The sequence below is a fragment of the Lentzea chajnantorensis genome, assembly GCF_054300775.1.
The window spans coordinates 5301761-5327294 of the sequence record NZ_JBSDZT010000002.1; the positions used below are offsets into that span (position 1 = coordinate 5301761).

The window sequence follows — 25534 nt, forward strand, 5'->3', positions numbered from 1 at the left end:
GCGTCTGATCTATTTTGGGCGCCATGAGCGACCCCACCGGCCGCAAGGCCGTCGCCGCGGTGTGGCGCATCGACTCCGCCCGGATCGTCGGTGCGCTCACCCGCTACACCGGTGACTTCGCCCTGGCCGAGGACCTCGCGCAGGAGGCGCTGGCCGAGGCGCTGGTGACGTGGCCGCGCGAGGGCGTGCCGGCCAACCCGGCGGGGTGGTTGCTCACCGTCGGGCGGCGCCGGGCGATCGACGCGTTCCGCCGGCGCAGCACCCGTGACGAGAAGTACGCCGCCCTCGCCCACCACCTGCCCGAGGGCGGCGCGCTGACCGGTGCCACCGAACCCGCCCCGGCCCCCGGCGACGTGCTGTGGGACCCCGACCAGATCGACGACGACACCTTGGCGCTGGTGTTCACCTCGTGCCACCCGGTGCTGTCGCGGGAGGCCGCCGTCGCGATGACGTTGCGCGTGATCGGCGGTCTGAGCAGCGACGAGATCGCGCGGGCGTTCCTGGTGCCGACCGCGACGGTGCAGGCGCGCATCACGCGGGCGAAGAAGACGCTGGGCGCGGCGAACGTGCCGTTCGAGGTGCCGCCCGCCGCCGACCGCCCGAAGCGCCTCGCGCAGGTGCTCAGCGTGATCTACCTGATCTTCACCGAGGGTTCGTCGGCCAGCTCCGGTGACGAGGTGATGCGCCTGGACCTGGCCGGTGAGGCGCAGCGCATGGCCCGCATCCTGGCGCGGCTGATGCCGGGGGAACCCGAAGTGCACAGCCTGCTGGCGTTGCTGGAGCTCACGGCCGCCCGCTTCCCGGCCCGCCGCGGCCCCGACGGGGAGACGGTGCTGCTGGAGGACCAGGACCGCTGCCGCTGGGACCGCTCGGCCATCACCCGCGGCCGCGCCGCCCTGGCGAAGGCCGCCGACGCGGGCCGCGGCTACGGCTACTACGGGCTGCAGGCCGCGATCGCCGAGTGCCACGCCCTGGCGCCCTCGGTCGAGCAGACCGACTGGAACCGCATCGTCGTCCTGTACGAGGCGCTGGGCCGGCTCGCGCCCTCACCGGTGGTGGACCTCAACCGCGCGGTGGCGGTGTCGATGGCGCGGGGGCCGGAGGCGGCGCTGCCGATCGTGGACGCGCTGGCCGGGTCGGAGGCGTTTCGCGACTCCCACCAGCTGCCGGGGGTGCGGGGGGAGCTGCTGCGGCGGCTGGGGCGGGTGGACGAGGCCCGGGCCGAGCTTGAGCGCGCGTTGGTCCTGTGCGGCAACGAGCGTGAGCGGGCGGTGCTGACCCGCAAGCTCGCCGAGCTGTAGGCGGGCGACCACGAGCGGTGAACAGCAGGGTTCCGTTAGGGCGACATCGGTAGCACTCGGTCGAGTGACGAGTGTTTGATGTTGTGATGAACTCGTTGCCCGCCGCCGTGGCTTCCGCGCTCGCCGAGGCCGGTGGTGAGGACGACGCCGACTGGCCGGCGCGCTGGCAGGAGCTCACCGCCGTGTCGGTGGAGCTGCAGTCGTTGCTGCTCACCGATCCCGGGCCGGAGCTGGTGGCGCTGGTCGAGCAGATCGTCACGCAGCTCGCCGACGGGGTCGCGGGCAGCCGAAGACACCGGGTGGAGCTGGCGGAGCTGACCCACCGGGTGCTCGACATCCACGCCCGCGCGTGCGCGGTGAGCACGCCTGACCCGGTGCGGCTCGCCGACTGGCTGCTCGATCTGCAGCTGGAGCACCCGGAGGCGCCTGAGGTCGCGCTGGCGCCGTACGCGGGGGCGCTGGACGACGAGGGGCTGGCGCACTACCGCGAGCGGGCGGTCGCGTTGTTCGAGCCGTTGCCGGTGGTGGGGTTCGGGGAGACCGGCCGCTACGACCGGGCCCGGTGGGCGTTGCTGCGGGTGATGGAGGAGCTGGCCGAGTACACCGACGACGTGGACCTGCAGCTGCTGGTGCTGTCCAAGGACCTGTCCTCGGGGTGGCACTACCTGCAGGTCGCCACGGTGCTGCGCGACGCGGGCCGCGCCGATGAAGCGCTGGAGTGGATCGACCGGGGGTTGCGCGCGACCGGTGGGCGGGGTGCGGCGTTGCGGTTGATCGACCTGGCGGTGGAGGAGCACCTGCGCCGGGCGGCGCCGCACCGGGCGGTCGCGGTGTGCCGGGAGGCGTTCCTGGTGCGGCCCAACCTGGAGATCTACCTCAAGGCCCGTGCGCTGGTTGTGCACACCGACGAGTGGCCGCCGTTGCGCGCGGAGCTGGTGGAGCACCTGGTGCGTGACGGTGGCCGGTTGGCGATCGAGGTGTACCGGCGCATCGTCGAGGTCGAGCTGGCGCGGCGCGGGGTGCAGGAGCAGGAGGTGGTCGTGGGGTGGTTGCGGCAGCTGCGCGGTCTGCAGCCGGACGCGTTCGCCGACTACCTGGAGCACATCAAGTCACGGCACGTCGCCGACCGGGAGCTGCTCGACGAGCTGTCGCGCCGCGGCCTCTGACCAGTTCACCTCCGGACAGTCCGCACTCGTGCTGCGTGGTCGAGGCCGGAAGGGGTCCGGTCCGCCCACGGCCGGACGCGTTCGAGCTGGGCGGAGAGCGAGAGCAGGGTGCACTCGTCGTGCTGGCGGCCCACGAGCTGCACCGCGAGCGGCAGTCCCGCGGCGCTGCGGCCGGCGGGAACGCACGCGGCCGGGTTGCCCACGATGTTCCACAACGGCAGGAACGTCGTGTAGCGGGCGGCGGCCAGCAGAGCCGCGACGACGGTGGTGCGGTTCCACTCGCCCACGCGGATCGGCGGCCGGGTCAGCGCCGGGGTCAGCAGCACGTCGACCCGGCCGAAGACGCGGTTCGCGTGCGCCGTGAGCGCCGCGTCCTGGCTGCGTGACCAGCGCACGAGCGCCCGCGGCAGGCGCCGGCCGAGGTCGGCGGCGGCGCGGGTGCGCGGTTCGAGCAGGTCCGGCAGCTCCACCTCGGTGCGGGCGAGGTGGGCGTTGTGCAGGTAGCGCAGCGCGAAGCGGGTGGAGGCCGACAGGTCCTTCATCGGCGGGTCGAGCCGCACGACGTCATGTCCCAGGTCGGTCAGCAGGGCGGCGGTGTCCTGCACGGCGTCGCGGACCTCGTCGTCGATGCCGATGCCCGGTCCCCACGGCCGCAGCGACACCCCGATGCGCAACCGGCCGGGGTCGGTGCGGGCGGCGTCGGTGAACGTGGTGCGCGGCGGGTGGGCGACGTGCGCGTCACCGGGCACGGGGCCGTGGATCTGATCGGCGACCAGTGCCCAGTCCTCGACCGTGCGGGTGATCGGCCCGGCCACCACGAGCCCGCCCCACACCTGGGGCTGCGGGGCGAGGGAGACGCGGCCGCGCTGGGGCTTGAGCCCGAACAGGCCGGTCACCGCCGCCGGGATGCGGATGGACCCGGCGCCGTCGGTGCCGATCGCCGCCGCGGCCAGTCCCGCCGCGACCGCGACCGCCGATCCGCCGCTGGACCCCCCGGGGGAGTGCGTCAGCGACCACGGGTTGCGCGTGGGCCCGGCCCAGCCGCTCTCGGTGTGGGGCCACAGCCCCAGCTCCGGCATCCGGGTGCGGCCGATGACCACCGCGCCGGCGGCGCGCAGCCGGGCCACGACCGCGGAGTCGGCCGGCTGCGGGGTGCGTGCGGCGTTGGTGCCCCCGGTGGTGGGCAGACCGGCGACCGCGAGGTCCTCCTTGACCGCGATCGGCACACCGCGCAGCGGCAGGTCGGCATCGCAGCGGTCGGCGGCGTCGGCTTCGGCCAGCGCCTGCTCGGCGAACACGACCCGGAACGCCCGCAGCACCGGGTCGAGCCGTTCGATGCGCTCCAGGTGCCGCCGCACCAGCTCACGCGAGGTCACCTCGCCCGCCCTGATCGCCGCGGCCTGCCCGGCGACACCGGCGAACACCAGCTCCTCGGTCATGGCCCGACCCTAACGTGATCACCCGGACCGCAGTACCGGTATGAGAGTCCGCGGTCCTCGTCACCGGCTGAGCCGGCCGGGGGGAGTCAGGCGGGCCGGCGGCTGCGGTGGTTGGCGACGTTGACGCGGTTGGCGCACCTGGTGGAGCAGAACCGGCGGCGGCCGTTGCGGCTGGTGTCGACGTAGACGGTGTCGCAGCCGTCGCGGTCGCACCAGCCGATGCGCCCGGCGTCCTCGCAGAACAGCGCCGCCATCCCCGCCGCGGTGTAGGCCTTGAGCCGCACGTCGGTCGGCGCGTCCTCGCGTGCGTAGTGCAGGTGCGGCGCGCGGCCGTCGTGGGTGGAGATGTAGTGCGTGGTCGAGGACTGGGCGAGCAGGTCGTTGAGCAGGTCGACGCCCGGTTCGCGGAAGACCTGCCGCAGCCGCTCGACCCAGTTCCGCACGTCACGTTCCTGGCGTGCGTCCAGCGAGCCCAGCGGCTTGTAGTCCGAGGCTTTCAGCACGTCGAGCAGGGGTGTGGCGGGGTCGGCGTTGACCAGGGTCGCGGCGAGCTCGGCGGCCGCCCCGCCGTAAGGGTTGAAATGCACTAGACCATGACACCAGAGTTGGGGGCATGATCGCCACCTGCCCCGCGTGCCACTGGCCCTGCGACTCCGCCCTGTCCCGCCACGGCCCGGTCGCCTACGTGCGGTGCGTGTGCGGCCTGTTCCTGGTGATCGACCGCGGGGTGCTCACCGCGACCGCCGGGACCAGCGCGTTCCGCCCGGTGCCGCGGACCAGCGGTGACCAAGTACCCTCGGGGCGTGAGCCGTCGTGATCTCCTGTGCGACACCGCGATCCAGATCCTCGCGGTGGAGGGCGGCCGGGGACTGACCCACCGCGCGATCGACCGCGAGGCCGGCGTCCCCATCGGCACCACCAAGAACTACTTCCCGACCCGCGAGGCCATCCTCGAGGCCTCCGCCGCGCGCATGACCGCACTGCACCGCGCCGCCGTGGACCGCCTGCGCGAGACCACCCCGGCCGACATCAGCCCCGCCGACGTCGCCGAGCTCTACCCGGCGCTGCTGCGGCGCGCGGTCGCCGAGGACCCGACGCAGATGCTCGCGATGGTGGAGCTGTACCTGGAGGCGGTGCGCCGGCCGGGGGTGCGTGCGGCGTTGTCGGGCATGGTGCTGGCCAACGCCGAGGCCGCCGCCGCTCTGCAGCAGGCCGCGGGGCTGCCCTCGACGGTGCGCGACACGGGCCTGCTCGACGCGTACTTCCTGGGGGTGGCGATCTCGTTGCTGGCGTTGCCGGTGGACACGCTGGAGACCGTGGGCCTGGACGACCCGTACGCGCTGGGCATCGGCGTGTTCTCCGCGACCGTGCCCGGCCCGGTCGCGCCCCCGGCGCAGCACCGCGAAGCGGGCAGCTAGCCCAGGGCCGCGAGCAGCGCGGTGTAGGTCTGTTCCACGTCCAGCCCGCCGTTGTCGATGACCGTCGTCCCCGGTGTCAGGTACCGCCGCAGGTCGTCGAACACCTGGTGGATCAGCGCCTGCCCGCCCAGTGCCCTCACCACGGCGTCGATGGGTTCGTCGCGTTGCTCGAACCGGGTGATCGCCGTGGTCCGCGGGGCGAGCAGCACCACCTCCACGTACCGCGCGCCGGCGGAGCTCACCGCGTCGGCGAGGACGTCGCGCTGGTCGCGGCGGGTGATCAGCTGCGGCATCACGACGTCGTGCCCGGTGCGCAGGTGGTGGGCGGCCATGGTGAGCGCGAGCGGGCGGACCAGGTCGACGGTGGCGAAGAAGTCGTCCTGCCAGCCGCCGACCAGGCCCACGATCCGGTCGGCGTCGAGGTTGAGCGTGAGCGGGTGGTCGGCGGCGTAGCGGGCGGCGAGGGTGGACTTGCCCACGCCGGTGGGACCGTTGAGGTGGATCAGCCTGGGCGGCACGCGCTCACCAGTTCGTCGACGGCGGTCGCGACCAGTGCGGTCGCGGTGTCGGGTGAGCGGCCGCAGCTCGACGGGCGCGGGGGCACCGGCCGCTCGGTCAGGGTCACCCGCCATTCTCGGCCATCGGCGTGGCGCACGGTCGCGGAGCCGGCGTTCTCGGCCACGACGGTGAGCACGTCGCCGGTCTCGCCGATCCGCTCGCGCACGGCGACCTCGGCGACCTGCCCGCGCGGGGTGAAGCAGGACCGGCCCCGGCAGCGTTCGGCGGAGACGCCCTTGGTGGTGAGCCGTTCGGCCAGGTCGTGGTCCAGGCGGCCGTAGAGGTGGCCGGTGGGCAGCAGCACACCGGTGGGGGCGAAGCGGTGGCCGCCGGTGTGGGTGCACTCCCACAGGTTCAGGGCGGTGGCGATCGGCCGCCCGTACAGCGCGCAGCACACGTCGCGTTTGCTGTTGGTGCACACCAGCAACAACGGGTCGTGCACCGGTGTGCCGAACGCCGTGGAACGCCCAGCGCCCAGCGCGGCGAAGTCCAGCTCCAGCAGCTCCTCGGGCGCGCCGACGTCGGCCTGTTCCAGCCACGACGCACCGGGGGTGGTGGCGGCGAGGTAGACGCGGCGGCGGGCGGGCACGCCGGTGTCGGCGTGGCGGCCGGGACGGCGGATCAGCAGGATGCGCACCCCCGTGCCGCTCGCACGGCGGTGCAGCTCGGCACCCAGCTCGCGGTCGAGGTGGCTGTCCAGCAGCGCGTCGCGGCCCCACGGGCCGGGCTGCTCCAGGCACAGCCACGCGGTGGCGGTCGCGGCCGTGCCGGCCAGCGGCTCACCCGCGAGGTCGGCGAGTACGGAGCACCTCATCTGCGCACTCTATACGGCCGATCGGGTGATGGCTAAGGACACCCTTACCTTCATCGTCGGCGGGTACCCGGCATCGACCGGGTGAACACACCACTGGGTTGTGCGACGGCGCCGCCTGCGTGCACGGCCGCCACGAGACCACGACCGCCCCGGTCAACGTCGCGTTCGTCGTGGTGACCCGCGCCGGGCAGCTCTGACCGCGGGCGTGCGGGTCCTAGGGTGACCGGCATGACAACGGTGATCACCGGGGGAAGCCGGGGGATCGGTGCCGCGACCGCGCGCAGACTGGTGCGCGACGGGCACCGGGTCGTGATCAGCTACCGGCAGGCCGCCGACGAGGCCCGTGCCCTGGAGCAGGAGCTGGGTGTGGTGGCCGTGCGGGCCGACACCGCGGACGAGCACGACGTGGCGCGGCTGTTCGACGCCGCCGGCGAGGTCACGGGCGTGGTGAACAACGCGGGCATCACCTCCCCGGTGGGGACGCTGGCCGAGCTGCGCACCGAGGACCTGCGCCGCGTCGTGGACGTCAACGTCGTCGGCGCGTTCTTCGTGGCCCGCGAGGCGGCCCGGCGGATGAGCGCGGGCGCGATCGTGAACGTGTCCTCCGGTGCCGCGACGCTGGGCAGCCCCGGCGAGTACGTGCACTACGCCGCCACGAAGGCCGCGGTCGACGCGCTGACGATCGGCCTGGCCAAGGAGCTGGCGCCGCGCGGGATCAGGGTGAACTGCGTGCAGCCGGGCACCGTCCGCACCGACATCCACCGGCTCTCCGGTGTGCCGGACCGGGCCGACCGGGTGGCGCCGCGGGTGCCGCTGGGACGCGCGGGGGAGGCCGAGGAGATCGCGAACGCCATTGCCTGGCTGCTGTCGGCGGAAGCCTCCTACACCACCGGGGCGGTTCTGCGGGTGACCGGCGGGATGTGACGGGCGGGCGCACCTAGACTGCTGGGTCATGTCCGCTCCGACCCTGGCGGAGTTCGTGCTCGCGAACACGACTCCGACGCCGGTGCCGCTCGTGCCCGAGATCGTGCTGCACAGCGCGTGCGAGGCCATGGAGCTGTGGGAGCGCACGCACCACGACCAGCCGCCGTTCTGGGCGTTCCCGTGGGCCGGTGGGCAGGCGCTGGCCCGGCACGTGCTCGACCACCCCGAGCTGGTCGCGGGCCGCACGGTGTTCGACCTCGCGTCCGGTTCGGGGCTGGTGGCGATCGCCGCGGCGCTGGCGGGAGCCCGGGAGGTCGTCGCGAACGACATCGACCCGTTGTCGCTGGCGGCGGTGCGGCTCAACGCCGAGGCCAACGGGGTGCGCGTCACGACCCTGGCCGCCGACCAGCTCGCCGGGGACGCCGCGGGCGCGGGCGTGGTGCTCGCCGGGGACGTGTTCTACGACGCGCGGATCACCGCGCTGGTGCTGCCGTTCCTGCACCGGGCGGCGGCACGGGGCACGGTGGTGCTGCTGGGCGACCCGGACCGGGCGCACCTGCCGCGCGAGCGGTTCACGCAGCGGGCGCGCTACGAGGTGCCGGTGCCGTTGACGCTGGAGAGCACCGAGACCCGCAGCGCGACCGTGTGGACCGCCTAGTTGGTCACCAGGCAGAAGGGGTGACCGGCGGGGTCGGCGTAGACGCGGAACCCCGTCTTGGACCGCGAGCCCTTGAGCTTGGTCGCCCCGAGTTCGAGCACGAGCGGTTCGGACTCGTTGAGGTTGCTCACCATGACGTCGAGGTGCACCTGCTGCGGGTGCTCCTGGCCGGGCCACTGCGGCGGCTCGTAGTCGTCGACGCGCTGGAACGACACCCGCATCCCACTGGGAGCCTCCAGGGTGGTCCACCACCCGTCGGAGTCGGTGACCTTCCCGCCGATCAGCTCGCGGTAGAACTCCGCGAGCTCGTCCGGTTCGGGGCAGTCCAGCACCACGTCGTAGAGCTGCACCGATCGCCACGACTCTCCTCGTCAGCCGCACCTCGCGCCACCTGCTGGCGGCGCGAGCGACCTTAACGCCCACCCGCCGGGCACCCCGCGTCAGCCCAAACGTTCCACCACGAACGCCGTGAGGAACCCCGCCGTGGTGCACAGCCCGGTGTAGAGGCGGGCCCGTTCGAAGGCCTCGGGGATCATGGTGTCGGCGATCATCGCCAGGATCGCCCCGGCGGCCGTGGCGGTGATGACGGCGATCACCTGCGGAGAGGCGCCGTCGAGCAGCACGTTGCCCAGCGCCGCCGAGATGCCGCTGGCCACGGCGATCACACCCCACACGCCGAAGACGTAGCCCGCTCCGCGCCCCGCCTGCTTCATGCCCGCGACGCTGGACAGGCCCTCCGGGACGTTGGAGATCACCACGGCCACCAGCATCGCGACCCCGATGCCCCCGCCGTCGAGCAGCGACACACCAAGCACCACCGACTCCGGCACCCCGTCGAGCAGCGCGCCGACCGCGATCGCCGTGCCGCTGCCGGCCTGGTCGGACTCCGAGGGCTGGTTCGCGGCCCGTTTGCGGTGCCGTGCCCCGTGGCGGGCCAGCACCACGTTCGCCAGCACGTAGGCCAGCGCGCCCCCGGCGAACCCGGCCGAGGTCGCCAGCAGGCCACCGGTCTGCTCGGCCTCGTCCACCAGCTCGAACGACGCCGCCGCGATGAGCACGCCCGCGCCGAAGGCCATCACCACCGCGACCACGTCGCGCGGCACGCGCACGAACCAGGCGACGACCGCGCCCGCGACGAGCGCGCCGCCACCTGCCAGACCCCACAGTCCCGCTTCGATCCACTGCGTCACCGAGGCGGGGTGCCCTGCAACTTCGCGAAGAACACCTTCAGGTCCTCGGCCAGCAGATCGGGTGCCTCGTGCCCGGAGCAGTGCCCGCCGCGGTCGAACTCCGACCAGTGCACCAGGTTGTGGTGGTCGCGTTCGGCGAAGCGGCGGATCGACTGGAAGTCGTCGGGGAAGACCGCCACGCCCAGCGGGAACGTCGTCGGCTCGCCCGGGGTGTCCTCGCGGTGGGCGTCCTCGTAGTACAGCCGCGCCGAGGACCCGGCGGTGCGGGTGAACCAGTGGATCGACACGTTCGCCAGCAGGAAGTCCCTGCTCACCGCCGGCTCACCCATCAGCTGCAGGATCCAGGCGAGCTGACCTGTGGGGGAGTCGGCCAGGGCGAACGCCACGTTCTGCGGCCGCGACTGCTGCAGCTTCGCGTACCCCGACATGGTGTCGTAGAAGTTCTGCAGCACCCCCGGGCGCCGGTGCTCGTCCTGCGTCAGCCCCTCCACCTCGGCCGGGTCGCCCGAGGGGAACGAGAAGACCTGCGTGACGTGCACCCCGGCCACGTGCTCGCCGTCCACCCGGCCCAGCTCCGGCCCGATGATCGCCCCGGCGTCGTTGCCGTGCACCCCGTAGCGGGTGTGGCCCAGCCGGCTCATCAGCTCCGCGTAGGCCCGTGCGACCCGCCCGGAGTGCCAACCGGTCGCGGTCGTGGGACCGGAGAACCCGACACCGGGCGTCGAGGGGATCACCAGGTGGAAGTCGTCGCGCAGGTGCTCGATGACGTCCACGAACTCCAGGACCGTGCCCGGCCAGCCGTGGATCATCAGCAGCGGCAACGCGTCCGGATTCGTGCTGCGCACGTGCAGGAAGTGCACACCGGTGCCGTCGATCTCGGTGACGAACTGCGGGAAGGAGTTGAGCCGCGCCTCGACCGCCCGCCAGTCGAACTCCTCGGCCCAGTACCGCGCCAGCTCCCGCACGGTCTCGACCTCGTCGCCGTAGCGCGCCCCCGCACCGGGCACCTGGTCGGTCCACCGCGTGCGCGCCAGGCGCAGCGCCAGCTCGTCGAGCTCTGCCGCGCCGACCGCGACCCGGAACTCCCTGATCTCCGTCGTGTCACCCATCCTCCGCGGCATTGTGGCCAGCTCCTGTCCTAAAGTTCCGGGTCATGTTGGAAACCTCCGCACGCTTGCTGCGCCTGCTCGCCCTGCTGCAGTCCCGCCGCGACTGGCAGGGCTCGGAGCTCGCCGACGAGCTGCGGATCAGCCCCCGCACCGTCCGCCGCGACGTCGACCGGCTGCGCGAGCTCGGCTACCCGGTCAACGCCACCACCGGCAGCTTCGGCGGCTACCGCCTCGGCGCCGGCGCCGAGCTGCCCCCGCTGCTGCTCGACGACAACGAGGCCGTCGCCGTCGCCGTGGCCCTGCGCACCACGCCGGTCACGGGCCTGGAGGAGGTGTCGCTGCGCGCCCTGCTCAAGCTCGAACAGGTCCTGCCCTCCCGGCTGCGCCACCGCGTCTCCGCGCTCGAAGGCGTCGAGTCCGTCCCCCGCGACAGCCCCGCACCGGCGCTGGACCCCGAGCTGCTCACCACCCTCGCCGCCGCCTGCCGCGACAGCGACACCCTCCGCTTCGACTACACCTCCCACGACGGCACCCCCACCCGCCGCCGCGCCGAACCCCACCGCCTCGTCAACTGGGGCCGCCGCTGGTACCTCGTCGCCTGGGACGCCGACAAGCAGGACTGGCGCAGCTTCCGCGTCGACCGCATCAGCCGCCCCGTACCACCGCACGGGCCCCGCTTCACCCCGCGCGAGCTCGACGCCACCACCTACGTCGCCTCCCGGGTGACCTCCGCGGCCTGGCGCTACGAGGCCCGCGTCCTCGTCCACGCCCCCGCGACCGAGGTCCTCACCCGGATCAGCCCCGCCATCGGCAGCGTCGAGGCCGTCGACGAGCACACCTGCGTCCTGGTGACCGGCTCGGACTCCGTCGAGACCCTCGCCGTCTGGATCAGCATGCTCGGCTTCGACTTCGAGGTCACCTCACCGCCCGACCTGGTTGCACACGTTCGCACCCTTGCGGCCCGCTACGCCCGCGCCGTACAAGACTGACCATGGCCATCACGGGTAGGGACATCGAGCACCTGCTCTACACCGACACCCCCGACCCGGTCCTGGTCCTGCACGACGGGGCCACCGAGATCGTCGCCGCGGCCGAGCTCGGCGCCTGCCCGGGAGCGGTGGTGGTGTGCTCGCGCGCCGAGGTGCTGCGCCGGGTGGGGGAGAGGGACCTCAGCGAACAGGACCTGGCGGGACTGGCCGCCGCCCTGTCCGACGCGGTCGCGGACCCCGCCCGCGCACGGCCGCTGTGGCCCCTGTGAGCACCCGGCCTACCGCCTGCGGCGCACCCTGACCGGGTCACCGGGCGCGGGCGCCTCGTCCTGCCGCTGGGCCTCGGCGTGGACCTCGACGTTCGTCCGGTGTGCAACCGGATCCCAGATCTCCTCGAACGGCGCCATGAGCGAATGCCCGCTGCCGCTGCGCCGGGCCCGATGGGCGTACCAGGCGAAACCCGCCAGGAAGAGGGGCAGGCTCAGCAACGCGGCCACGGACGCCAGGAGCTCCACCCACCCGACGGTACAGTAACGTCGGGTATCCAGAAACACCGTGTTACCGAATGGACGGCGATGACCCGCCTCACCCGAGCCGAGCAGCAGCGGCTCACCCACGACCACCTGCTCACCGCCGGCCGCCAGGTCTTCCTGCGCCGCGGTTTCCTCGCCGCCACCGTCGAGGAGATCGCCGCCGACGCCGGCTACACCCGCGGCGCCGTCTACAAGCACTTCGGCGGCAAGGAAGGCCTCTGGCTCGCCCTCGTCGACACCGACGCCGACACCCACCTGCAGACCCTGCGCACCGCCCTGAGCGCGGCCACCACCCGCGACGAGCTGATCGCCGCACTCACACCCGCCACCACGACCGGCGACCAGGCCGCGCGGTGGAGCGCGGCCGCCGCGGAGGTGCTCGCCGCGACCGCCCAGAACCCCGGCACCGCGGCCCAGGTCGCCGCCGTCCAGCAACGCCACGACGACGCCGTCACCGCACTGCTGCGCGAACACTCCCGCCGCCTCGGCCTGCACCCCGCCCTGCCCCTGGAGCAGGCCGTCGTCCTGCTCGGCGCACTGGGCATCGGCCTCGCCCTGCGCCAGACCGTCGCCCCGGCCGCCGACCCCGCCGCGATCCTCGGCCATGTGCTCGACACCCTGTTCCGGTGACTCAGCCGGAGAACAACACCAGCAGACCGATCCCGACCAGCACCACCGGCAACGCGATGTGACCCCACCTGGCCAGCGCGCGGGCGACCACCTGCCGGGAGGCCAGGAACCAGCCCGCCAGGCACCACACGCCCACGAGCGCCAGGAACACCACGACGTAGAGCCACAGCGCGTCGGTCACCGTGAAGACCGGGACGTAGACGCCGATGTTGTCGCCACCGTTGGCCAGCGTCACACCCGCGACGGCCAGGACGCCCGGAGCCGCGCCGGGGTCGCCGTCGTCGTCCCCGCGCCACAGCGACCAGGCCGCCTTCAGGCCCAGCGCCAGGGGGATCAGGCCGAGCCAGGGGCGGAACTGCTCGGGCAGCAGGGAAGCGCCGAGGGCACCCAGCACCGCCACCACGAGGATGCCCGCGAAACCCAGGTACTGACCGGCCACGATCTGCCAGGCGGAGCGGGCGCGGGCGAAGAACAGGGCCAGGAGCACCAGGTCGTCGACGTTGGTGACGGCGAACATGCCTGCGGCCTGGGCGATCACAGCGAGGTCCACGAGCGGGGATTCTCGCGCACGCGACAAACGGATAGCTCATCCGGATGTGCTAGCGTCCCGAAACGGATCATCTATCCACACAGGAGACGCCATGCCACCCAAAGCAGTCATCACCGCCGCAACCGCCGGCATCGGACTCGAAACCGCAAAAGAACTCGCCCGACGCGGATTCGCCGTCACCGTCATCGGACGCAACCCACAACGAGGACACCAAGCAACCGCACAGATCGGGGGAGAAGCCCGATTCCTCCGCACCGACCTCGCCTCACTGCACCAAGTACGCGCACTCGCCCGCAAACTCACCGACGAAGGACCACTCGACGTCCTCATCAACAACGTCGGCGCCATGTTCCCCCGACACCAGCACATCGACGGCCTCGAAGCCACCTTCCTCGTCAACCACCTCTCGCCCTACCTGCTCACCGAACTGCTCCTGCCCGTCATCACCGGCCGCATCGTCAACGTCACCTCAGCAGCCGTCATCGCCGCCAAGAAGAACTTCGACCACACCGAACCACCCGGCGGCTACTACGCCTTCCACTGGTACGGCCGCGCCAAACTCGCCAACCTCGCCTACACCCTCGACCTCAGCACCCGCACCAACGGCATCACCGTGATCGCCGCCGACCCCGGCGGAGCAGCCACCGACATGACCAACGGCACCATGAACGACCCGAACATCGTCTCCCCACCACTGCGCCTGCTCTGGCCACTGGTCAAACGCACCTTCGCCCGCTCCACCGCCCGACCCGCCACCCACGCCGCACAACCCTCCATCACCGCCGCCACCAACCCCGCACTCACCGGCCGAACACAACTCCTCATTGGGCCGAACGGGACACCCACCACCCCCCACCGCACCGCACTGCAACCCCACGTGATCGCCGCCATCCGCCGCCTCAGTGAACAGCACGCGCCACTCGAGCCCAGCTGACCCAATACGGATGGGCTATCCAATTACCCTGGACACATGACGCCACTGCGCAAGGACGCCGCCCGCAACTTCGACCGCATCGTGGCCGTCGCACGCGAACTCGTCGACCAAGGCACCCCACTGCAGCTCAACGACGTCGCCCGCCGCGCAGGCCTCGGCGTCGGCACCGTCTACCGCCACTTCGCCACCACCGAAGCCCTCCTCGAAACCATCGCCACCCCCTACCTCGAAACCCTCACCGCACACGGCCACCACGCCCTCACCGCCGACAACCCCTGGCACGCCCTGCGCACCTTCCTCGAACGCACCGTCGAAGCCCAGGTCACCGACCCCGCCACGGTCAAAGTCGTCGCCTCCACCACCGACGCCCTCCCACACACCACCGAGCTCAAACACCAACTCCAAGCACTCGGCAAAGCCCTCTTCGCCCGCGCCCGCGACGCCGGCCACGTCCGCACCACCGTCCACGACGGCGACATCGTCCCCCTCATGTGCGGCATCGCCTACGCCGTCCACCTCCACGGCCACCCCACCCACGACCGCGTCACCACAGCCCACCGCTACCTCGACACCCTCCTCGAAGGCCTCCACGCCTCCTGACCGCACACCTACCGCGGGGGACCGGCCACCACGAACTCCCGCAACCCCGCCACATCCCGCGCACCACCATCAGTCAGCACCCACGTCACCCCCGCCTCCTCATACGCACCCACATCCGACAACCCCGGACCCCAGATCACCAGATCACCCCCGACCGGCCCACCCGACGCCACGAACTCCGCCTTGATCCGCGCCGCATCAGCGGGGGAGACCACCGCCAACCCCGACCCACCGAACACCGCCGGCACCACCCCGTCCGCCAACGCCGCCGCACGGAACGGCACCTCCCGAGGCCACACCCCACCCACCCAGATCGGCACCTCCACCGGCGCGAACCGCACACCCTCCGCACGGAACAACGCACCCCGGTGATCCACCACCTCACCCGACAACAACGCCCGCACCAACCCCACGCCCTCCGACATCGCCTCCGCCCGCGACACCACCTCACCGAAGGGGGAGAAGTCCTGCGGCGTCCCCGCACCCACCCCCAGCACCAACCGCCCACCCGACAACCGCTGCACCGTCGACGCCTCCAGCGCCACCTTCCACGGCCGCCGCCGCCCCAACGACGTCACCACCGGCCCCAACCGGATCGACGACGTCCGCGCCGCCACCGCACCCAGCACCACCCACACGTCCGCCACCACCGGCTCGTCCGGCACCACCACGTGGTCCCACAGGAAGAACCCGTCCCACCCCGCCTCCTCGGCGGCCACCGCCAGCGACACGAGCTCAGCCGGGTCACCCAGCTCCGGACCGAAGCACGGCACGTACATCGCGAATCGCATGCACCGAGTGTGGCAAGCACCCCTGACAAGATCATCTGACCAGGGGAGCTAACGCCACGGTGACGAAAGCAGGCGAGCGTCGGCGAGCGGCCGCAGCGCGGTCACCGAAGCGCCACCTTCACCAAGCGGCAACAGCGACGCGCGTCCCGACGCAGAACGACGAACCGACACGCGAACCGAGCGTCAGCGCCCGGCGAACGCAACGCGGCGCAAGGCAGGCGCGCGAACCCCGGAGGAGGGCTCCAGCAGCGCCGGATCCGCGTTACTTGACATAATGTAGATTATCGGCGAAACGGCGACCTGCGGAGATCGTCCAGAAGGACCCGAATCCCAGGCCGTCGCGCCGGACTGTCCTCAGGTGCGTCTGCGGGTGTCGCCCACGGGCAGGTCGGCGGACACCCCTGCAGACGCCTGAACCTCGAACCTCGGCGATGCCGGAGCGCGGTCGGCATCGACTGGTTGTGGAAGAGACGCGCGAACCGGTGAATCGTGACGCGGGCTCCCCGAGGAACTCCGGCGCCACCGACCGTGCCACCGCCCGCCGCCGGAGTCCGGCGAAACGGACATTTGATGCATAATCGCCATTATCCAGCACAGAACGCGGAATTGTCGGTGCTGTGCGGTACAAGATCCATATGCACGTGCTCGCCGCGCAGGACGCCTTCTTCCTCGCCCGCCGGACCCGCAAGGACTCGCCGCACACCACCGCGGCCTACCAGCGGGATCTCGCCGGCGTGACCGCACTCCTGGCCGAGACCCTCTCCTCCCCCGTCGAGGACCTCGTCGTGCAGGACCTCACGGGCGCCAACCTGCGTCACGCTTTCGGGTTGTTCGCGGACACGCACGCCAAGAGCTCCGTGCTGCGGGCCTGGTCGACGTGGAACCAGTTCCTCACGTTCTGCGTGGCCGAGGACCTGATCGCGGGCAACCCGATGGGTGCGGTGGCGCGGCCGAAGACCCCTCCCCTGGTGCCCAAGCCGTTGCGGGGTGAGGACACGCCCGAGCAGTTGCTGACGGCGGCCGCGGAGGGGGCGCGCAAGGGGCGTGACCCGTGGCCGGAGCGGGACGTGCTGGTGATCGCGCTGGGGTTGGTGGCGGGGTTGCGCAGTGCGGAGATGCGGACGTTGACGCTGGCGAGCGTCGTGGGGCGGGAGGGTGATCGGCGGTTGCACGTGAAGGGGAAGGGGAACCGGGACCGGTCGGTGCCGATCGAGCCGCCGATGGAGCGGATCGTGGAGGCGTACCTGGCGAGTTGCCGGCGGCGGTTTCCGCAGGGGCGGTTCGACCGGGACAGTGCGTTGTTGCGGGATCGGCATGGTGAGCCGATCGGGCGGGGTGGGTTGGAGTACCTGGTGAAGTCGTGTTTCCGGTGGGCGGGGTTGCACGACCGGGTGCCGACGGGGGCGAACCTGCACGCGTTGCGGCACACGTTCGCGACGCGGTTGGCGGAGGACGGGGCGTCGGCGAGCGAGATCATGGCGTTGCTGGGGCATGCGAGTTTGGCGACGAGTCAGAACTACATCGAGGCGACGGCGCGGGAGCGGCGTGCGGCGGTGGCGAGCAATAGGACGTATCGGGCGTTGCGGGACATGTAGTGGGGTTCGACCGGTGTGCGGGAGCCTCGGTGGGTCGGGGTTGCCCTGGTGCCGGTGGGGTGGGCCGTGTGGGTGACGTGGTGGTGCGAAAACCGCATTTCAGGGGTACTCAGTGGGAATGAGATCCGTGTGGCGTGGGGCCATCTCCTTCGGGTTGGTGACGATCGCCGTGCGCCTCTACACGGCTGTCGAGGAGCACGACTTCCGTTTCAACCAGGTGCACCGTGAGGACGGCGGGCGCATCAAGTACAAGCGTGTGTGTTCGGTGTGCGGCAACGAGGTGGAGTACGGCGAGATCACCAAGGGCTATGAGCTGGACGACGGCCGGATGGTGGTCATGGAGAACGAGGACTTCGAGAAGTTGCCGGTGAGGACCGACAAGTCGATCGAGGTGCTGGAGTTCGTGCCGGCGGAGGAGATCGATCCGATCTACTTCCAGAAGACGTACTACCTGGAGCCGGACAAGGCGGCGGCGCGGCCGTACGTGTTGTTGCGGGATGCGTTGGTGAAGACGGGTCAGCTGGCGGTCGTGAAGATCACGATCCGGCAGAAGGAGACGCTGGCGACGATCCGGGCGCGTGATGACGTGCTGGTGTTGCACACGATGTTGTGGCCGGATGAGATCCGCAGGGCGGAGTTCGACTTCTTGGAGCAGGACGTGGAGGTGCGTCCGCAGGAGTTGAGGATGGCGACGTCGTTGGTGGAGTCGATGGCGGGTGACTTCGATCCGGGCTCGTTCACCGATGACTACCGGGATGCTCTGGAGAAGGTCATCGCGGCGAAGGCGGAGGGTGCGGAGTTGCCCGAGCAGCCGGAGTCGGAGGACAAGGGCGATGTGATCGACCTGATGACGGCTTTGGAGCGGAGTGTGGAGAAGGCGAAGGCCGGGCGCAAGGGTGCGTCGGCGAAGAAGGCCGCTCCGAAGAAGAAGGCTTCGTCGGCGTAGATGGCCGGGCTCGACGAGTACCGGCGCAAGCGGGATCCGGCCAGGACGCCGGAGCCCGTGCCGGGTGCTGCGGTTCTCCCCCGTGGTGACGATGACACGTTTGTGGTTCAGGAGCACCACGCGTCGAGCCTGCATTGGGATGTGCGGTTGGAGCGGGGTGGGGTGCTGGTGTCGTGGGCGGTGCCGAAGGGGTTGCCGCCGACGACGGATGTGGTGCGGCTGGCGGTGCGCACGGAGGACCACCCGCTGGAGTACGCGGAGTTCTCGGGTGAGATCCCGAGGGGTGAGTACGGCGGCGGGTCGATGGTCATCTGGGATCGGGGCCGGTACGAGACGGTGAAGTGGTCGGACCGCGAGGTGGACGTGGTCCTGCGCGGGGGTCGGGTCGAGGGTCAGTTCGTGTTCTTCCGGTCGGGTGGGGACGGGAAGAACTGGATGGTGAAGCGGCGGTACGCGAATGCGCGGCCGGACTGGCAGGTGTTGCCCGAGCAGGTGAAGCCGATGCTGGCGGTTCCGGGTTCGTTGCCTGCTGATGATGACGACGAGTGGGCGTACGAGTTCAAGTGGGACGGTGTCCGGGCGATCCTGCGGGTCGAGGGTGGCCGGGTGCAGGCGTGGTCGCGGTTGGGCAACGACATCACGGTGGCGTATCCGGAGCTGCAGGCGGTGGGTGCGCAGCTGGGGTCGACGGAGGCGTTGCTGGACGGGGAGATCGTGGCGTTGCGGGATGGGCGGCCGAGTTTCAGCGCGTTGCAGAACCGGATGCACGTGAGCAAGTCGGATGCGGCGCGGCGGGCGGCGCGGCAGTACCCGGTGACGTTGTTGGTGTTCGACCTGTTGCACCTGGATGGCCGGTCGTTGGTGTCGTTGCCTTTTCGGCAGCGCCGTGAGTTGCTGCGGGAGCTGGGGCTGAGGGGGCCGAACTGGCTCACTCCCCCGTCGTATGACGCCGATGGGGCGGCGGTGCTGGCGGCGAGCCGGGAGCAGGGTCTGGAGGGTGTGGTGGCGAAGCGGCTGGACTCGGTGTACCAGCCGGGGGTGCGGTCGCCGGTGTGGCGCAAGATCACCGATCTGATGGCGCAGGAGGTGGTGATCGGGGGCTGGCGGATGGGTGAGGGCAAGCGTGCGGGGGTGGTCGGTGCGTTGTTGCTGGGTATTCCGCAGGACGGCGGGCTGGCGTTCGCGGGGTCGGTGGGCACGGGGTTCAGCGACGCGGAGCTGGCGGTGCTGACGCCGCGGTTGAAGGCGTTGGCGCGCAGGTCGTCTCCGTTCGTGACGGAGATGCCGAGGGAGAGGTCCAGGGGCGCGAAGTGGGTGGAGCCGGAGCTGGTGGCGGAGGTGGTGTTCCGGCAGTGGACACCGGACGGGCGGATGCGGTTCCCGGCGTGGCGGGGGTTGCGGCCGGACAAGACGCCCGGGGAGGTGACGCGGGGTGAGCGGTGAGGTGTCGGTGCGGGTCGAGGGCCGGGTGTTGAAGCTGACGAACCTGGACAAGGTGTTGTACCCGGGGTTCGGGTTCGCCAAGGGTGAGGTGATCGACTACTACACGCGGGTCGCGCCGGTGCTGCTCCCCCACCTGAAGGACCGGCCGGTGACGTTGAAGCGGTTCCCGAACGGGGTGGACGGGAAGTGGTTCTTCGAGAAGAACGCGCCGCAGCGCCGTCCTGAGTGGGTGCGGACGGTGCGGTTGGAGTCGCCGGGCAGCACGAAGGGCAACGAGACGGTCAACTACGTGCTGGTCGACGAGTTGGCGACGGTGGTGTGGCTGGCGAACCTGGCGGCGTTGGAGTTGCACGTGCCGCAGTGGACGGTGGGTCCGCGGGGTGGGAAGCGGGATCCGGACCTGCTGGTGTTCGACCTGGATCCGGGGGCGCCGGCGACGGTGGTGGAGTGCTGCCGGGTGGCGGAGCTGGTGCGGACGGTGCTGGACGACGACGGTGTGGACTCGTGGGCGAAGACGTCGGGCAACAAGGGGATGCAGGTGTACGCGTACGCGCCGGCGAAGGACACGTCGGAGTACGCGAAGGGGGTGGCGCGGCGGTTGGCGAGGGAGTTCCCGGAGCTGGTCGTGTCGACGATGGCGAAGGCGCAGCGCACCGGGAAGGTGCTGATCGACTGGTCGCAGAACAACCCGGCGAAGACGACGGTGGCGCCGTACTCGTTGCGGGCGCGGGAGCGGCCGACGGTGTCGGCGCCGGTGACGTGGGACGAGGTCGAGGAGTGCCGGGTGGTGGAGGACCTGGTGTTCACGGCGGATGAGGTGCTGGCGCGGGTTGATGCGGTGGGTGACCTGTTCGGGGGTTGATATTCTGGCCGACTGCCTACGAGGGGGTGTGTCGTGGACGTCGAGCTCGTGGAGTACGACTGCGCGTGGCCGGGGTTGTTCGAGCGGGAGCGTGCGCGGGTGCTGGGGGCGGTGCCGGGTGCGGAGCTGGAGCACGTGGGGTCGACGTCGGTGCCGGGGTTGTGCGCGAAGCCGGTGGTCGACCTGATGCTGGTGGTGGCGGACGCGGCGGATGAGGCGTCGTACGTGCCGGCGTTGGAGGCCGTGGGGTATCGGGTGGTGGTGCGGGAGGACGACTGGCACCACCACCGCATCCTCAAGGGGCCGGACACGAACGTGAACCTGCACGTGTTCGCGCGGGGGTGTGCGCAGGTGCGGCGGCATCGGGTGTTCCGCGACTGGTTGCGCGTGAACGACGAGGACCGTGCGCTGTACGCGCGGGTGAAGCGGGAGCTCGCCGGGCGGCAGTGGGAGCGGGTGCGGGACTACGCGGCGGCGAAGAACGAGGTCGTGCTGGAGATCCTGGAACGCGCGTACGTGGCGTGGCGGTTGCCGTCGGACGACGTGGAGTTCGTGACGGAGTCGCCGGTGGGGTCGGGGCAGGTCGTGCTGGAGGACTACAACCCGGACTGGCCGGGCTGGTACGAGCGGGAGGCGCGGCGGATCCGGGGTGCGCTGGGGGCGGCGGTGCTGCGGCTGGAGCACGTGGGGTCGACGTCGGTGCCGGGGTTGGCGGCCAAGCCGTTGATCGATGTTCTGCTGGTGGTGGCGGACTCGAACGACGAGGACGCCTATGTGCCGGCGTTGGTGGCGGCGGGCTATTACCTGCGGTTGCGGGAGCACGGCTGGTACGAGCACCGGTTGTTGCGCGACCACGGGCCGGACGTGAACCTGCACGTGTTCTCCCCTGCCTGTGAGGAGGTCGACCGGATGCTGGTGTTCCGCGACCGGCTGCGTTCCCACCCGGCGGACCGGGAGGAGTACGAGCGGACCAAGCGCGTCTTGGCGGGGCGGACCTGGGATCGGGTCCAGGACTACGCCGACGCCAAGACGCGCGTGGTGGAGCGGATCATCCTGCGGGCGCTGGCCTGATCAGCCCAGGCGGCACGCGCTGATGACGATCTGCTGGCCGAGCAGCGTCTGCACGCGCACGGCGGTCTGGGTCAGCTGACCGCCGGGGCCGGTGGTCGTTTCGTTGAGGTGGACGGTGGCGACGCCGGGGATGCCGATGGTGGCGGGTGCGGAGCCGATCGGCTGGCCGTTGAGGCTGCCGACCTTGGAGGTGCCGGTGATGCCGCCCGAGTCGCTGGTGCAGGAGGCTTCGACGGCGTTGAGCTGGATGGCGCCGCCGAGCAGCGTGGCGCCCTCGACGCGTGCGTTGGCCCGGGTGCGGCCGGTGGTGGGGTCGAGGGTGCAGTCGGCGTGCAGGGCGTTGACCGACGCCAGGCCCAGGACGTTGACCGTGGCGATGGTCTTGTCCTCGTTGGGCGGGCACGTGGCGTGCGGGGTCTTGGCGACGGTGATCAGGCCGCTGGCCGAGAGGGCCCATGCTTCGCCGCGCAGGTAGATGACGACGGTGAGCACCGCGGTGGCGGAGCCGCCGTCGTCGTCGGTGACGGTCACCAGGACGTTGTGCACGCCCAGGGTGGTGAAGGCGTGTGAGCCGGTGCAGGTCTTGGCGCTGTGGTTGACGGTGCCGTTCTCCGGCGCGCCGCCGTCGACGTAGTCGAAGGTGCAGGTGTGGGTGTCGTTGGCGGCGATGTCGGTGAACGGTGCGGTGAAGTTCACGGTGGTGCCGCGGGTGGCGAGGGTCTTGTCGGCGGTGAGGGTGGTGTTCGGGGCGACGTTGGTCAGGGTGAGCGTCGTGGTCGTGGAGACGGCCGGGTTGAGGCCGTCGTCGGCGGTCAGCCGCAGGGTCCACACGCCGTCATCGGTGCACCTGACCGTGGTGGTCTGGGCGGTGGGGTCGGCGAAGGTGCAGGTGGCGCCCGCGTCGACACCGGACTGCGGGGTGGCGGTCCAGGAGGTGGTCAGCGAGGGGCCGTCGGGGTCGGTGACGGTGCCGGCGAGGGTGACGTCGGTGCCTTCCTGGCCGGCGTAGGGGCCGCCGGGCAGGACGACGGGTGGGGCGTTGACGCGCACGGTGGTGCATTCGGTGACGCTGCCCGGTCCCCCGCCGTCGGTGCCGCGGGCGGTGACGCACAGCTGGTGGGTGCCCGCGGTCAGCGCCGGGGTGTCGACGGTGTAGTCGACGGTGGCGGGGCCGTCCTGGGGCAGGGCCGGGGTGATGGCGGTGACGGGCAGGTCGGCGCCGCCGTCGACGGTGAGCGTGAGCTGGGTGAGCTTGGAGGCGATCACGCCGGGGACGAGGTCGGGCAGCTGGGAGACGTCGGGGACCTCGGTGCAGGTGCCGCCGGTGGTCTCGGCGATCTTGCGCAACGAGCTCTGCGAGCCGGCGAGGTCGCAGGCGACGCCGTTGGACACGGCGAAGGTGTAGATCGTGATGCCGGCGGCGACGGCTTGCTGCAGCTGGGCGTCGACGGAGCCGGCACCGGCGCCGTCGGACAGGAACACCATGAGCTTGCGCTGCTGCGGTGCGGCGGTGGCGGAGGCGAGTCCGGCGGTCAGCGCGGCGGTGTAGTTGGTGCCGCTGGGGAAGCTGTGGTCGGTGAACAGGCCGACGCCGCCGTAGCGGGCGGTGGTCACCGCCTCGATGACGTCGGGGGTGCCGTTGCCGTTGGTGTCGGCGGCGGGGGCGGCGGTCTTCTGCTCGCCGGCGGCGGGGCTGACGTCGACCGGCGCGCCGTCGGTGCCGAACACGGCGGCGCCGACGCTGCCGACGACGGTGTTGGGGACGGCGGCCTTGGCGTGCAGGGCCTTGGCTGCGGCGACCTCGCAGTCCAGGACGGTGTTGGGCTGGCCGTCGCCGTTGTGGTCTCCGCCGCAGCCGGCGGCCACGGGTGAGGCGGTGGAGCCGGACACGTCCAGGACGTAGGTCAGCGCGGTGTCGACGATCGCGACGCCGGTGCCGATGGTGGCCTTGCCGGTGACGGTGACGGGGCCCGGTACTACGAGGGTGCCGGGTGCGGGGCTGGTGATGGTGACGCCGATGCTGGTGCCGCCGGGCAGGTTGCCGGTGGCCGCGTGCGCGGGCAGGGCCAAGGCCACGGTGGTCACCAGTGCGGTGCCGACCGTGAGGGTGGGTCTCATGCGCGTGGTCTCCGCTCGTTGGGTTCTGTTCCCCGACCGATCGGAAGGAGATCGCACGCGGGCGTTCGGATACACACCATCACCGCTTTGCACCGGTAGTCGGCCTGTTCGGACCAATGCCGGTTCCGGCCCGGTGGGTGTGCGGTGCCGGGAAGGAGCACCGGTCGTGGTGGTGGGGTGCCGGGTCCGGGCAGGTCGGTGGGCGGGAGGTCGCCGCGATGCGGCAGCGGGCGCTGCTCGCGCTGGAGGTTGGGCGGATCGTGGGGCACGAACAGCTGATCGGCGGCTTGTACCCGCGGCCGCCGGCGGGTGCGGTCGCAGCGGTCCACACCGCCCCTGCCGATCTCGGCGGGGGCGGTGCAGCACCTCAGATGCGCGGTACCGCGCGGACCAGGGTGCGGGTGTAGTCGTGTTCGGGGTTGAGCAGCACCTGCTCGACCGGGCCCTGTTCGACGATCTTGCCCTGGTGCATCACCGCGACCCGGTCGGCGATCTGCCACGCCAGGCCGAGGTCGTGGGTGATGATCAGGGAAGCGAGGCCCAGCTCGCGGCGCAGCCGCAGCAACAGCGCCACGATCTCGCCGCGCACCGAGGCGTCCAGGGAGGCGACCGGTTCGTCGGCCACCAGCAGGCGGGGTCGCAGCACCAGGGCGCCGGCGATCACCACCCGTTGCTGCTGGCCGCCGGACAGCTCGTGCGGCACGGCGTCGAGGTACACCGTCGCCGGTCGCAGCTCGGCTCGTTCGACGGCGGTGGTGACCTGTGCGTGTTCGTCGTCGGCCAGGCCGTGCACGCGCAGTCCCTCCGCGACGGCGGCGTAGACGGTGTGGCGGGGGTTCAGGGCGCTGGCGGGGTCTTGGAGCACGAGCTGCACCTGGCGGCGGAACGCCTTGAGCGCCCGGCCCGAGCGGGGCACCTCGGCGCCGTCGAAGACCACCGTGCCGCAGGACGGTGCCCGCAGGCCCATGATGGCGCGGGCCAGTGTCGTCTTGCCGGAGCCGGACTGCCCCACCAGCGCCACGATCTCCCCGTGGCCGACCTCCAGGTCGACGCCGTCGACCGCGCGGGTCCGGCCGTAGTCCACGCGCAGGTCGCGCACCTGCAGCAGTGGCCGCGGGGGGTCTTCCGCGGGCTCGGTCCAGCGGTGGGCGGGGTCGCCGATGACCGGGAACGCCGCCGCGAGCGCCGCGGTGTGCGGGTGGCGCGGGTTCGCGATCACCGTGCGGGTGCCGCCGCGTTCCACGAGCGCGCCGCGGTGCATGACCGCCAGGTCCTCGCAGGTCTGCGCGAGCACCGACAGGTCGTGGCTGATCATCAGCAGGCTCAGGTCCTGCTCGGTGACCAGCCGTGTGACCAGTGCCAGCACCTGGGCCTGCACCACGACGTCGAGCGCGGTGGTCGGTTCGTCGGCGATCACCAGCCGCGGTGAGCACGCCAGCGCCATCGCGATCATCACCCGCTGCTTCTGCCCGCCGGAGAGCTCGTGCGGGTAGGCGCGGGCTTTGCCGGCCGGCAGCTCGACCTGTTCCAGCAGCTCCCGGACGTTGCCGGGCGTGTGGTGCAGGCGCATCGGTTCGGCGATCTGCTCGCCGACGCGGCGCACCGGGTTCAGCGAGTGCATCGCCCCCTGGAACACCACCGACGCCGATGCCCACCGCACCGCTCGCAGCCGGCCCCACGACATCGCCGCGACGTCCTCGCCGTCGAGCAGCACCTCGCCCTCGACCCGCGCGGTCTTGGGCAGCAGCCGCAGCACCGACATCGCCAGCGTCGACTTGCCCGACCCCGACTCCCCCGCCAGGCCCAGCGTCCGCCCGGCGGCCAGGGTGAGGCTCACGTCGTCGACGACCCGCTTGGGTCCGTAGTGGACGGTGAGGTTCTTCAGCTCCAGCACC

29 protein-coding genes are annotated in these 25534 nt (G+C 71.7%); 17 read left to right on the forward strand and 12 right to left on the reverse strand.

The window, feature by feature from the left end; translation table 11 throughout:
- Positions 1-23: 23 nt before the first annotated feature.
- Positions 24-1301 carry an RNA polymerase sigma factor gene (locus ACVDFE_RS26240; RefSeq protein WP_458432236.1) on the forward strand — a complete coding sequence of 426 codons (1278 nt, stop codon included), beginning with the start codon at positions 24-26 and terminating at the stop codon, positions 1299-1301.
- Positions 1302-1387: 86 nt separating this feature from the next.
- Complete coding sequence (locus ACVDFE_RS26245; RefSeq protein ID WP_458432237.1) at positions 1388-2467, forward strand: hypothetical protein; 1080 nt, start codon at positions 1388-1390, stop codon at positions 2465-2467.
- Positions 2468-2472: 5 nt separating this feature from the next.
- On the opposite strand, the gene ACVDFE_RS26250 is transcribed toward ACVDFE_RS26245, so the two are convergent.
- Together ACVDFE_RS26250 and ACVDFE_RS26255 are read right to left on the reverse strand one after the other, a co-directional pair.
- A complete protein-coding gene (locus ACVDFE_RS26250; RefSeq protein WP_458432238.1) occupies positions 2473-3906 on the reverse strand; it encodes an amidase in 1434 nt (477 codons plus the stop codon).
- An 86-nt stretch (positions 3907-3992) separates the two neighbouring features.
- A complete protein-coding gene (locus tag ACVDFE_RS26255; RefSeq protein WP_458432239.1) occupies positions 3993-4493 on the reverse strand; it encodes a CGNR zinc finger domain-containing protein in 501 nt (166 codons plus the stop codon).
- Positions 4494-4519: 26 nt separating this feature from the next.
- Here ACVDFE_RS26255 and ACVDFE_RS26260 point away from each other — a divergent pair, with 26 nt between their 5' ends.
- Together ACVDFE_RS26260 and ACVDFE_RS26265 are read left to right on the forward strand one after the other, a co-directional pair.
- A complete protein-coding gene (locus ACVDFE_RS26260; RefSeq protein ID WP_360394470.1) occupies positions 4520-4723 on the forward strand; it encodes a hypothetical protein in 204 nt (67 codons plus the stop codon).
- Positions 4710-5324 carry a TetR/AcrR family transcriptional regulator gene (locus ACVDFE_RS26265; RefSeq protein ID WP_360394472.1) on the forward strand — a complete coding sequence of 205 codons (615 nt, stop codon included), beginning with the start codon at positions 4710-4712 and terminating at the stop codon, positions 5322-5324. Before ACVDFE_RS26260 ends, ACVDFE_RS26265 begins: the two co-directional genes overlap by 14 nt.
- Here ACVDFE_RS26265 and ACVDFE_RS26270 read toward each other — a convergent pair.
- Both ACVDFE_RS26270 and ACVDFE_RS26275 read right to left on the reverse strand, forming a co-directional pair.
- Positions 5321-5842 (reverse strand): AAA family ATPase, encoded by a 522-nt coding sequence (locus ACVDFE_RS26270; protein WP_458432240.1) that lies wholly within the window; start codon positions 5840-5842, stop codon positions 5321-5323. The two genes, ACVDFE_RS26265 and ACVDFE_RS26270, sit on opposite strands and share 4 nt — an antisense overlap.
- A complete protein-coding gene (locus tag ACVDFE_RS26275; RefSeq protein ID WP_360394478.1) occupies positions 5827-6696 on the reverse strand; it encodes a sucrase ferredoxin in 870 nt (289 codons plus the stop codon). Before ACVDFE_RS26275 ends, ACVDFE_RS26270 begins: the two co-directional genes overlap by 16 nt.
- Positions 6697-6924: 228 nt before the next feature.
- On the opposite strand from ACVDFE_RS26275, the gene ACVDFE_RS26280 reads away from it, so the two are divergent.
- Together ACVDFE_RS26280 and ACVDFE_RS26285 are read left to right on the forward strand one after the other, a co-directional pair.
- Positions 6925-7620 carry an SDR family NAD(P)-dependent oxidoreductase gene (locus tag ACVDFE_RS26280; RefSeq protein WP_458432241.1) on the forward strand — a complete coding sequence of 232 codons (696 nt, stop codon included), beginning with the start codon at positions 6925-6927 and terminating at the stop codon, positions 7618-7620.
- A 28-nt stretch (positions 7621-7648) separates the two neighbouring features.
- Positions 7649-8278 carry a class I SAM-dependent methyltransferase gene (locus ACVDFE_RS26285; RefSeq protein ID WP_458432242.1) on the forward strand — a complete coding sequence of 210 codons (630 nt, stop codon included), beginning with the start codon at positions 7649-7651 and terminating at the stop codon, positions 8276-8278.
- On the opposite strand, the gene ACVDFE_RS26290 is transcribed toward ACVDFE_RS26285, so the two are convergent.
- From ACVDFE_RS26290 to ACVDFE_RS26300, 3 genes are all read right to left on the reverse strand, one after another.
- Positions 8275-8628, reverse strand: coding sequence for a VOC family protein (locus tag ACVDFE_RS26290; RefSeq protein WP_458432243.1), 354 nt, complete (start codon positions 8626-8628; stop codon positions 8275-8277). The two genes, ACVDFE_RS26285 and ACVDFE_RS26290, sit on opposite strands and share 4 nt — an antisense overlap.
- Positions 8629-8718: 90 nt before the next feature.
- On the reverse strand, positions 8719-9468 hold the full coding sequence (locus ACVDFE_RS26295; RefSeq protein WP_458432244.1) for a ZIP family metal transporter: 750 nt from the start codon (positions 9466-9468) through the stop codon (positions 8719-8721).
- On the reverse strand, positions 9465-10577 hold the full coding sequence (locus tag ACVDFE_RS26300; RefSeq protein WP_360394490.1) for an epoxide hydrolase family protein: 1113 nt from the start codon (positions 10575-10577) through the stop codon (positions 9465-9467). Before ACVDFE_RS26300 ends, ACVDFE_RS26295 begins: the two co-directional genes overlap by 4 nt.
- 44 nt (positions 10578-10621) lie before the next feature.
- Here ACVDFE_RS26300 and ACVDFE_RS26305 point away from each other — a divergent pair, with 44 nt between their 5' ends.
- Positions 10622-11566 (forward strand): helix-turn-helix transcriptional regulator, encoded by a 945-nt coding sequence (locus ACVDFE_RS26305; protein ID WP_360394493.1) that lies wholly within the window; start codon positions 10622-10624, stop codon positions 11564-11566.
- A 2-nt stretch (positions 11567-11568) separates the two neighbouring features.
- A complete protein-coding gene (locus tag ACVDFE_RS26310; RefSeq protein ID WP_458432245.1) occupies positions 11569-11835 on the forward strand; it encodes a hypothetical protein in 267 nt (88 codons plus the stop codon).
- Positions 11836-11844: 9 nt separating this feature from the next.
- Here ACVDFE_RS26310 and ACVDFE_RS26315 read toward each other — a convergent pair whose 3' ends face one another.
- Positions 11845-12081, reverse strand: coding sequence for a hypothetical protein (locus ACVDFE_RS26315; RefSeq protein ID WP_458432246.1), 237 nt, complete (start codon positions 12079-12081; stop codon positions 11845-11847).
- A gap of 60 nt (positions 12082-12141) precedes the next feature.
- Between ACVDFE_RS26315 and ACVDFE_RS26320 the strand changes: the two genes are divergently transcribed.
- The gene (locus ACVDFE_RS26320) at positions 12142-12729 is read left to right on the forward strand and encodes a TetR/AcrR family transcriptional regulator (RefSeq protein WP_458432247.1); all 588 of its coding nucleotides are present in this window, start codon (positions 12142-12144) and stop codon (positions 12727-12729) included.
- 1 nt (position 12730) lies between these two features.
- On the opposite strand, the gene ACVDFE_RS26325 is transcribed toward ACVDFE_RS26320, so the two are convergent.
- Complete coding sequence (locus tag ACVDFE_RS26325; protein ID WP_458432248.1) at positions 12731-13279, reverse strand: cadmium resistance transporter; 549 nt, start codon at positions 13277-13279, stop codon at positions 12731-12733.
- 91 nt (positions 13280-13370) lie between these two features.
- Between ACVDFE_RS26325 and ACVDFE_RS26330 the strand changes: the two genes are divergently transcribed.
- Together ACVDFE_RS26330 and ACVDFE_RS26335 are read left to right on the forward strand one after the other, a co-directional pair.
- Positions 13371-14213, forward strand: coding sequence for an SDR family NAD(P)-dependent oxidoreductase (locus ACVDFE_RS26330; protein WP_458432249.1), 843 nt, complete (start codon positions 13371-13373; stop codon positions 14211-14213).
- Positions 14214-14249: 36 nt separating this feature from the next.
- A complete protein-coding gene (locus ACVDFE_RS26335) occupies positions 14250-14813 on the forward strand; it encodes a TetR/AcrR family transcriptional regulator (protein WP_458432250.1) in 564 nt (187 codons plus the stop codon).
- Positions 14814-14821: 8 nt separating this feature from the next.
- On the opposite strand, the gene ACVDFE_RS26340 is transcribed toward ACVDFE_RS26335, so the two are convergent.
- On the reverse strand, positions 14822-15604 hold the full coding sequence (locus ACVDFE_RS26340) for an LLM class flavin-dependent oxidoreductase (protein ID WP_360394512.1): 783 nt from the start codon (positions 15602-15604) through the stop codon (positions 14822-14824).
- Positions 15605-16221: 617 nt separating this feature from the next.
- On the opposite strand from ACVDFE_RS26340, the gene ACVDFE_RS26345 reads away from it, so the two are divergent.
- From ACVDFE_RS26345 to ACVDFE_RS26365, 5 genes are all read left to right on the forward strand, one after another.
- A complete protein-coding gene (locus ACVDFE_RS26345) occupies positions 16222-17199 on the forward strand; it encodes a tyrosine-type recombinase/integrase (RefSeq protein WP_360394514.1) in 978 nt (325 codons plus the stop codon).
- Positions 17200-17317: 118 nt separating this feature from the next.
- Positions 17318-18145, forward strand: a complete 828-nt coding sequence (gene ku / locus ACVDFE_RS26350; RefSeq protein ID WP_360394517.1) for a non-homologous end joining protein Ku — start codon at positions 17318-17320, stop codon at positions 18143-18145.
- Positions 18146-19588, forward strand: coding sequence for a non-homologous end-joining DNA ligase (gene ligD, locus ACVDFE_RS26355; RefSeq protein WP_458432251.1), 1443 nt, complete (start codon positions 18146-18148; stop codon positions 19586-19588).
- Complete coding sequence (gene ligD, locus ACVDFE_RS26360) at positions 19578-20450, forward strand: non-homologous end-joining DNA ligase (protein WP_458432252.1); 873 nt, start codon at positions 19578-19580, stop codon at positions 20448-20450. The genes ligD (ACVDFE_RS26355) and ligD (ACVDFE_RS26360) overlap by 11 nt, the downstream gene beginning before the upstream one ends.
- Positions 20451-20483: 33 nt before the next feature.
- Complete coding sequence (locus tag ACVDFE_RS26365) at positions 20484-21521, forward strand: GrpB family protein (protein WP_458432253.1); 1038 nt, start codon at positions 20484-20486, stop codon at positions 21519-21521.
- Here the strand turns inward: ACVDFE_RS26365 and ACVDFE_RS26370 are convergent, their stop codons facing one another.
- The gene (locus tag ACVDFE_RS26370) at positions 21522-23639 is read right to left on the reverse strand and encodes a choice-of-anchor P family protein (RefSeq protein WP_458432254.1); all 2118 of its coding nucleotides are present in this window, start codon (positions 23637-23639) and stop codon (positions 21522-21524) included.
- Between the two features lie 116 nt (positions 23640-23755).
- Between ACVDFE_RS26370 and ACVDFE_RS26375 the strand changes: the two genes are divergently transcribed.
- Complete coding sequence (locus tag ACVDFE_RS26375) at positions 23756-24046, forward strand: hypothetical protein (protein WP_458432255.1); 291 nt, start codon at positions 23756-23758, stop codon at positions 24044-24046.
- On the opposite strand, the gene nikE is transcribed toward ACVDFE_RS26375, so the two are convergent.
- Complete coding sequence (gene nikE / locus ACVDFE_RS26380; protein WP_458432256.1) at positions 24007-25533, reverse strand: nickel ABC transporter ATP-binding protein NikE; 1527 nt, start codon at positions 25531-25533, stop codon at positions 24007-24009. The two genes, ACVDFE_RS26375 and nikE, sit on opposite strands and share 40 nt — an antisense overlap.
- Position 25534 lies beyond the last annotated feature (1 nt).

What these genes read in the sequence shown, in the direction of transcription:
- ACVDFE_RS26250 (WP_458432238.1), bottom strand. Translation starts at nt 3,906, where the DNA reads ATGACCGAGGAGCTGGTGTTCGCCGGTGTCGCCGGGCAGGCCGCGGCG.
- ACVDFE_RS26310 (WP_458432245.1), top strand. Translation starts at nt 11,569, where the DNA reads ATGGCCATCACGGGTAGGGACATCGAGCACCTGCTCTACACCGACACC.
- ACVDFE_RS26330 (WP_458432249.1), top strand. Translation starts at nt 13,371, where the DNA reads ATGCCACCCAAAGCAGTCATCACCGCCGCAACCGCCGGCATCGGACTC.
- ACVDFE_RS26340 (WP_360394512.1), bottom strand. Translation starts at nt 15,604, where the DNA reads ATGCGATTCGCGATGTACGTGCCGTGCTTCGGTCCGGAGCTGGGTGAC.
- ACVDFE_RS26370 (WP_458432254.1), bottom strand. Translation starts at nt 23,639, where the DNA reads ATGAGACCCACCCTCACGGTCGGCACCGCACTGGTGACCACCGTGGCC.
- ACVDFE_RS26245 (WP_458432237.1), top strand. Translation starts at nt 1,388, where the DNA reads ATGAACTCGTTGCCCGCCGCCGTGGCTTCCGCGCTCGCCGAGGCCGGT.
- ACVDFE_RS26240 (WP_458432236.1), top strand. Translation starts at nt 24, where the DNA reads ATGAGCGACCCCACCGGCCGCAAGGCCGTCGCCGCGGTGTGGCGCATC.
- ACVDFE_RS26320 (WP_458432247.1), top strand. Translation starts at nt 12,142, where the DNA reads ATGACCCGCCTCACCCGAGCCGAGCAGCAGCGGCTCACCCACGACCAC.
- ACVDFE_RS26275 (WP_360394478.1), bottom strand. Translation starts at nt 6,696, where the DNA reads ATGAGGTGCTCCGTACTCGCCGACCTCGCGGGTGAGCCGCTGGCCGGC.
- ACVDFE_RS26305 (WP_360394493.1), top strand. Translation starts at nt 10,622, where the DNA reads ATGTTGGAAACCTCCGCACGCTTGCTGCGCCTGCTCGCCCTGCTGCAG.
- ACVDFE_RS26375 (WP_458432255.1), top strand. Translation starts at nt 23,756, where the DNA reads ATGCCGGTTCCGGCCCGGTGGGTGTGCGGTGCCGGGAAGGAGCACCGG.
- ligD (WP_458432251.1), top strand. Translation starts at nt 18,146, where the DNA reads ATGGCCGGGCTCGACGAGTACCGGCGCAAGCGGGATCCGGCCAGGACG.
- ACVDFE_RS26300 (WP_360394490.1), bottom strand. Translation starts at nt 10,577, where the DNA reads ATGGGTGACACGACGGAGATCAGGGAGTTCCGGGTCGCGGTCGGCGCG.
- ACVDFE_RS26335 (WP_458432250.1), top strand. Translation starts at nt 14,250, where the DNA reads ATGACGCCACTGCGCAAGGACGCCGCCCGCAACTTCGACCGCATCGTG.
- ACVDFE_RS26280 (WP_458432241.1), top strand. Translation starts at nt 6,925, where the DNA reads ATGACAACGGTGATCACCGGGGGAAGCCGGGGGATCGGTGCCGCGACC.
- ku (WP_360394517.1), top strand. Translation starts at nt 17,318, where the DNA reads ATGAGATCCGTGTGGCGTGGGGCCATCTCCTTCGGGTTGGTGACGATC.
- ACVDFE_RS26285 (WP_458432242.1), top strand. Translation starts at nt 7,649, where the DNA reads ATGTCCGCTCCGACCCTGGCGGAGTTCGTGCTCGCGAACACGACTCCG.
- ACVDFE_RS26260 (WP_360394470.1), top strand. Translation starts at nt 4,520, where the DNA reads ATGATCGCCACCTGCCCCGCGTGCCACTGGCCCTGCGACTCCGCCCTG.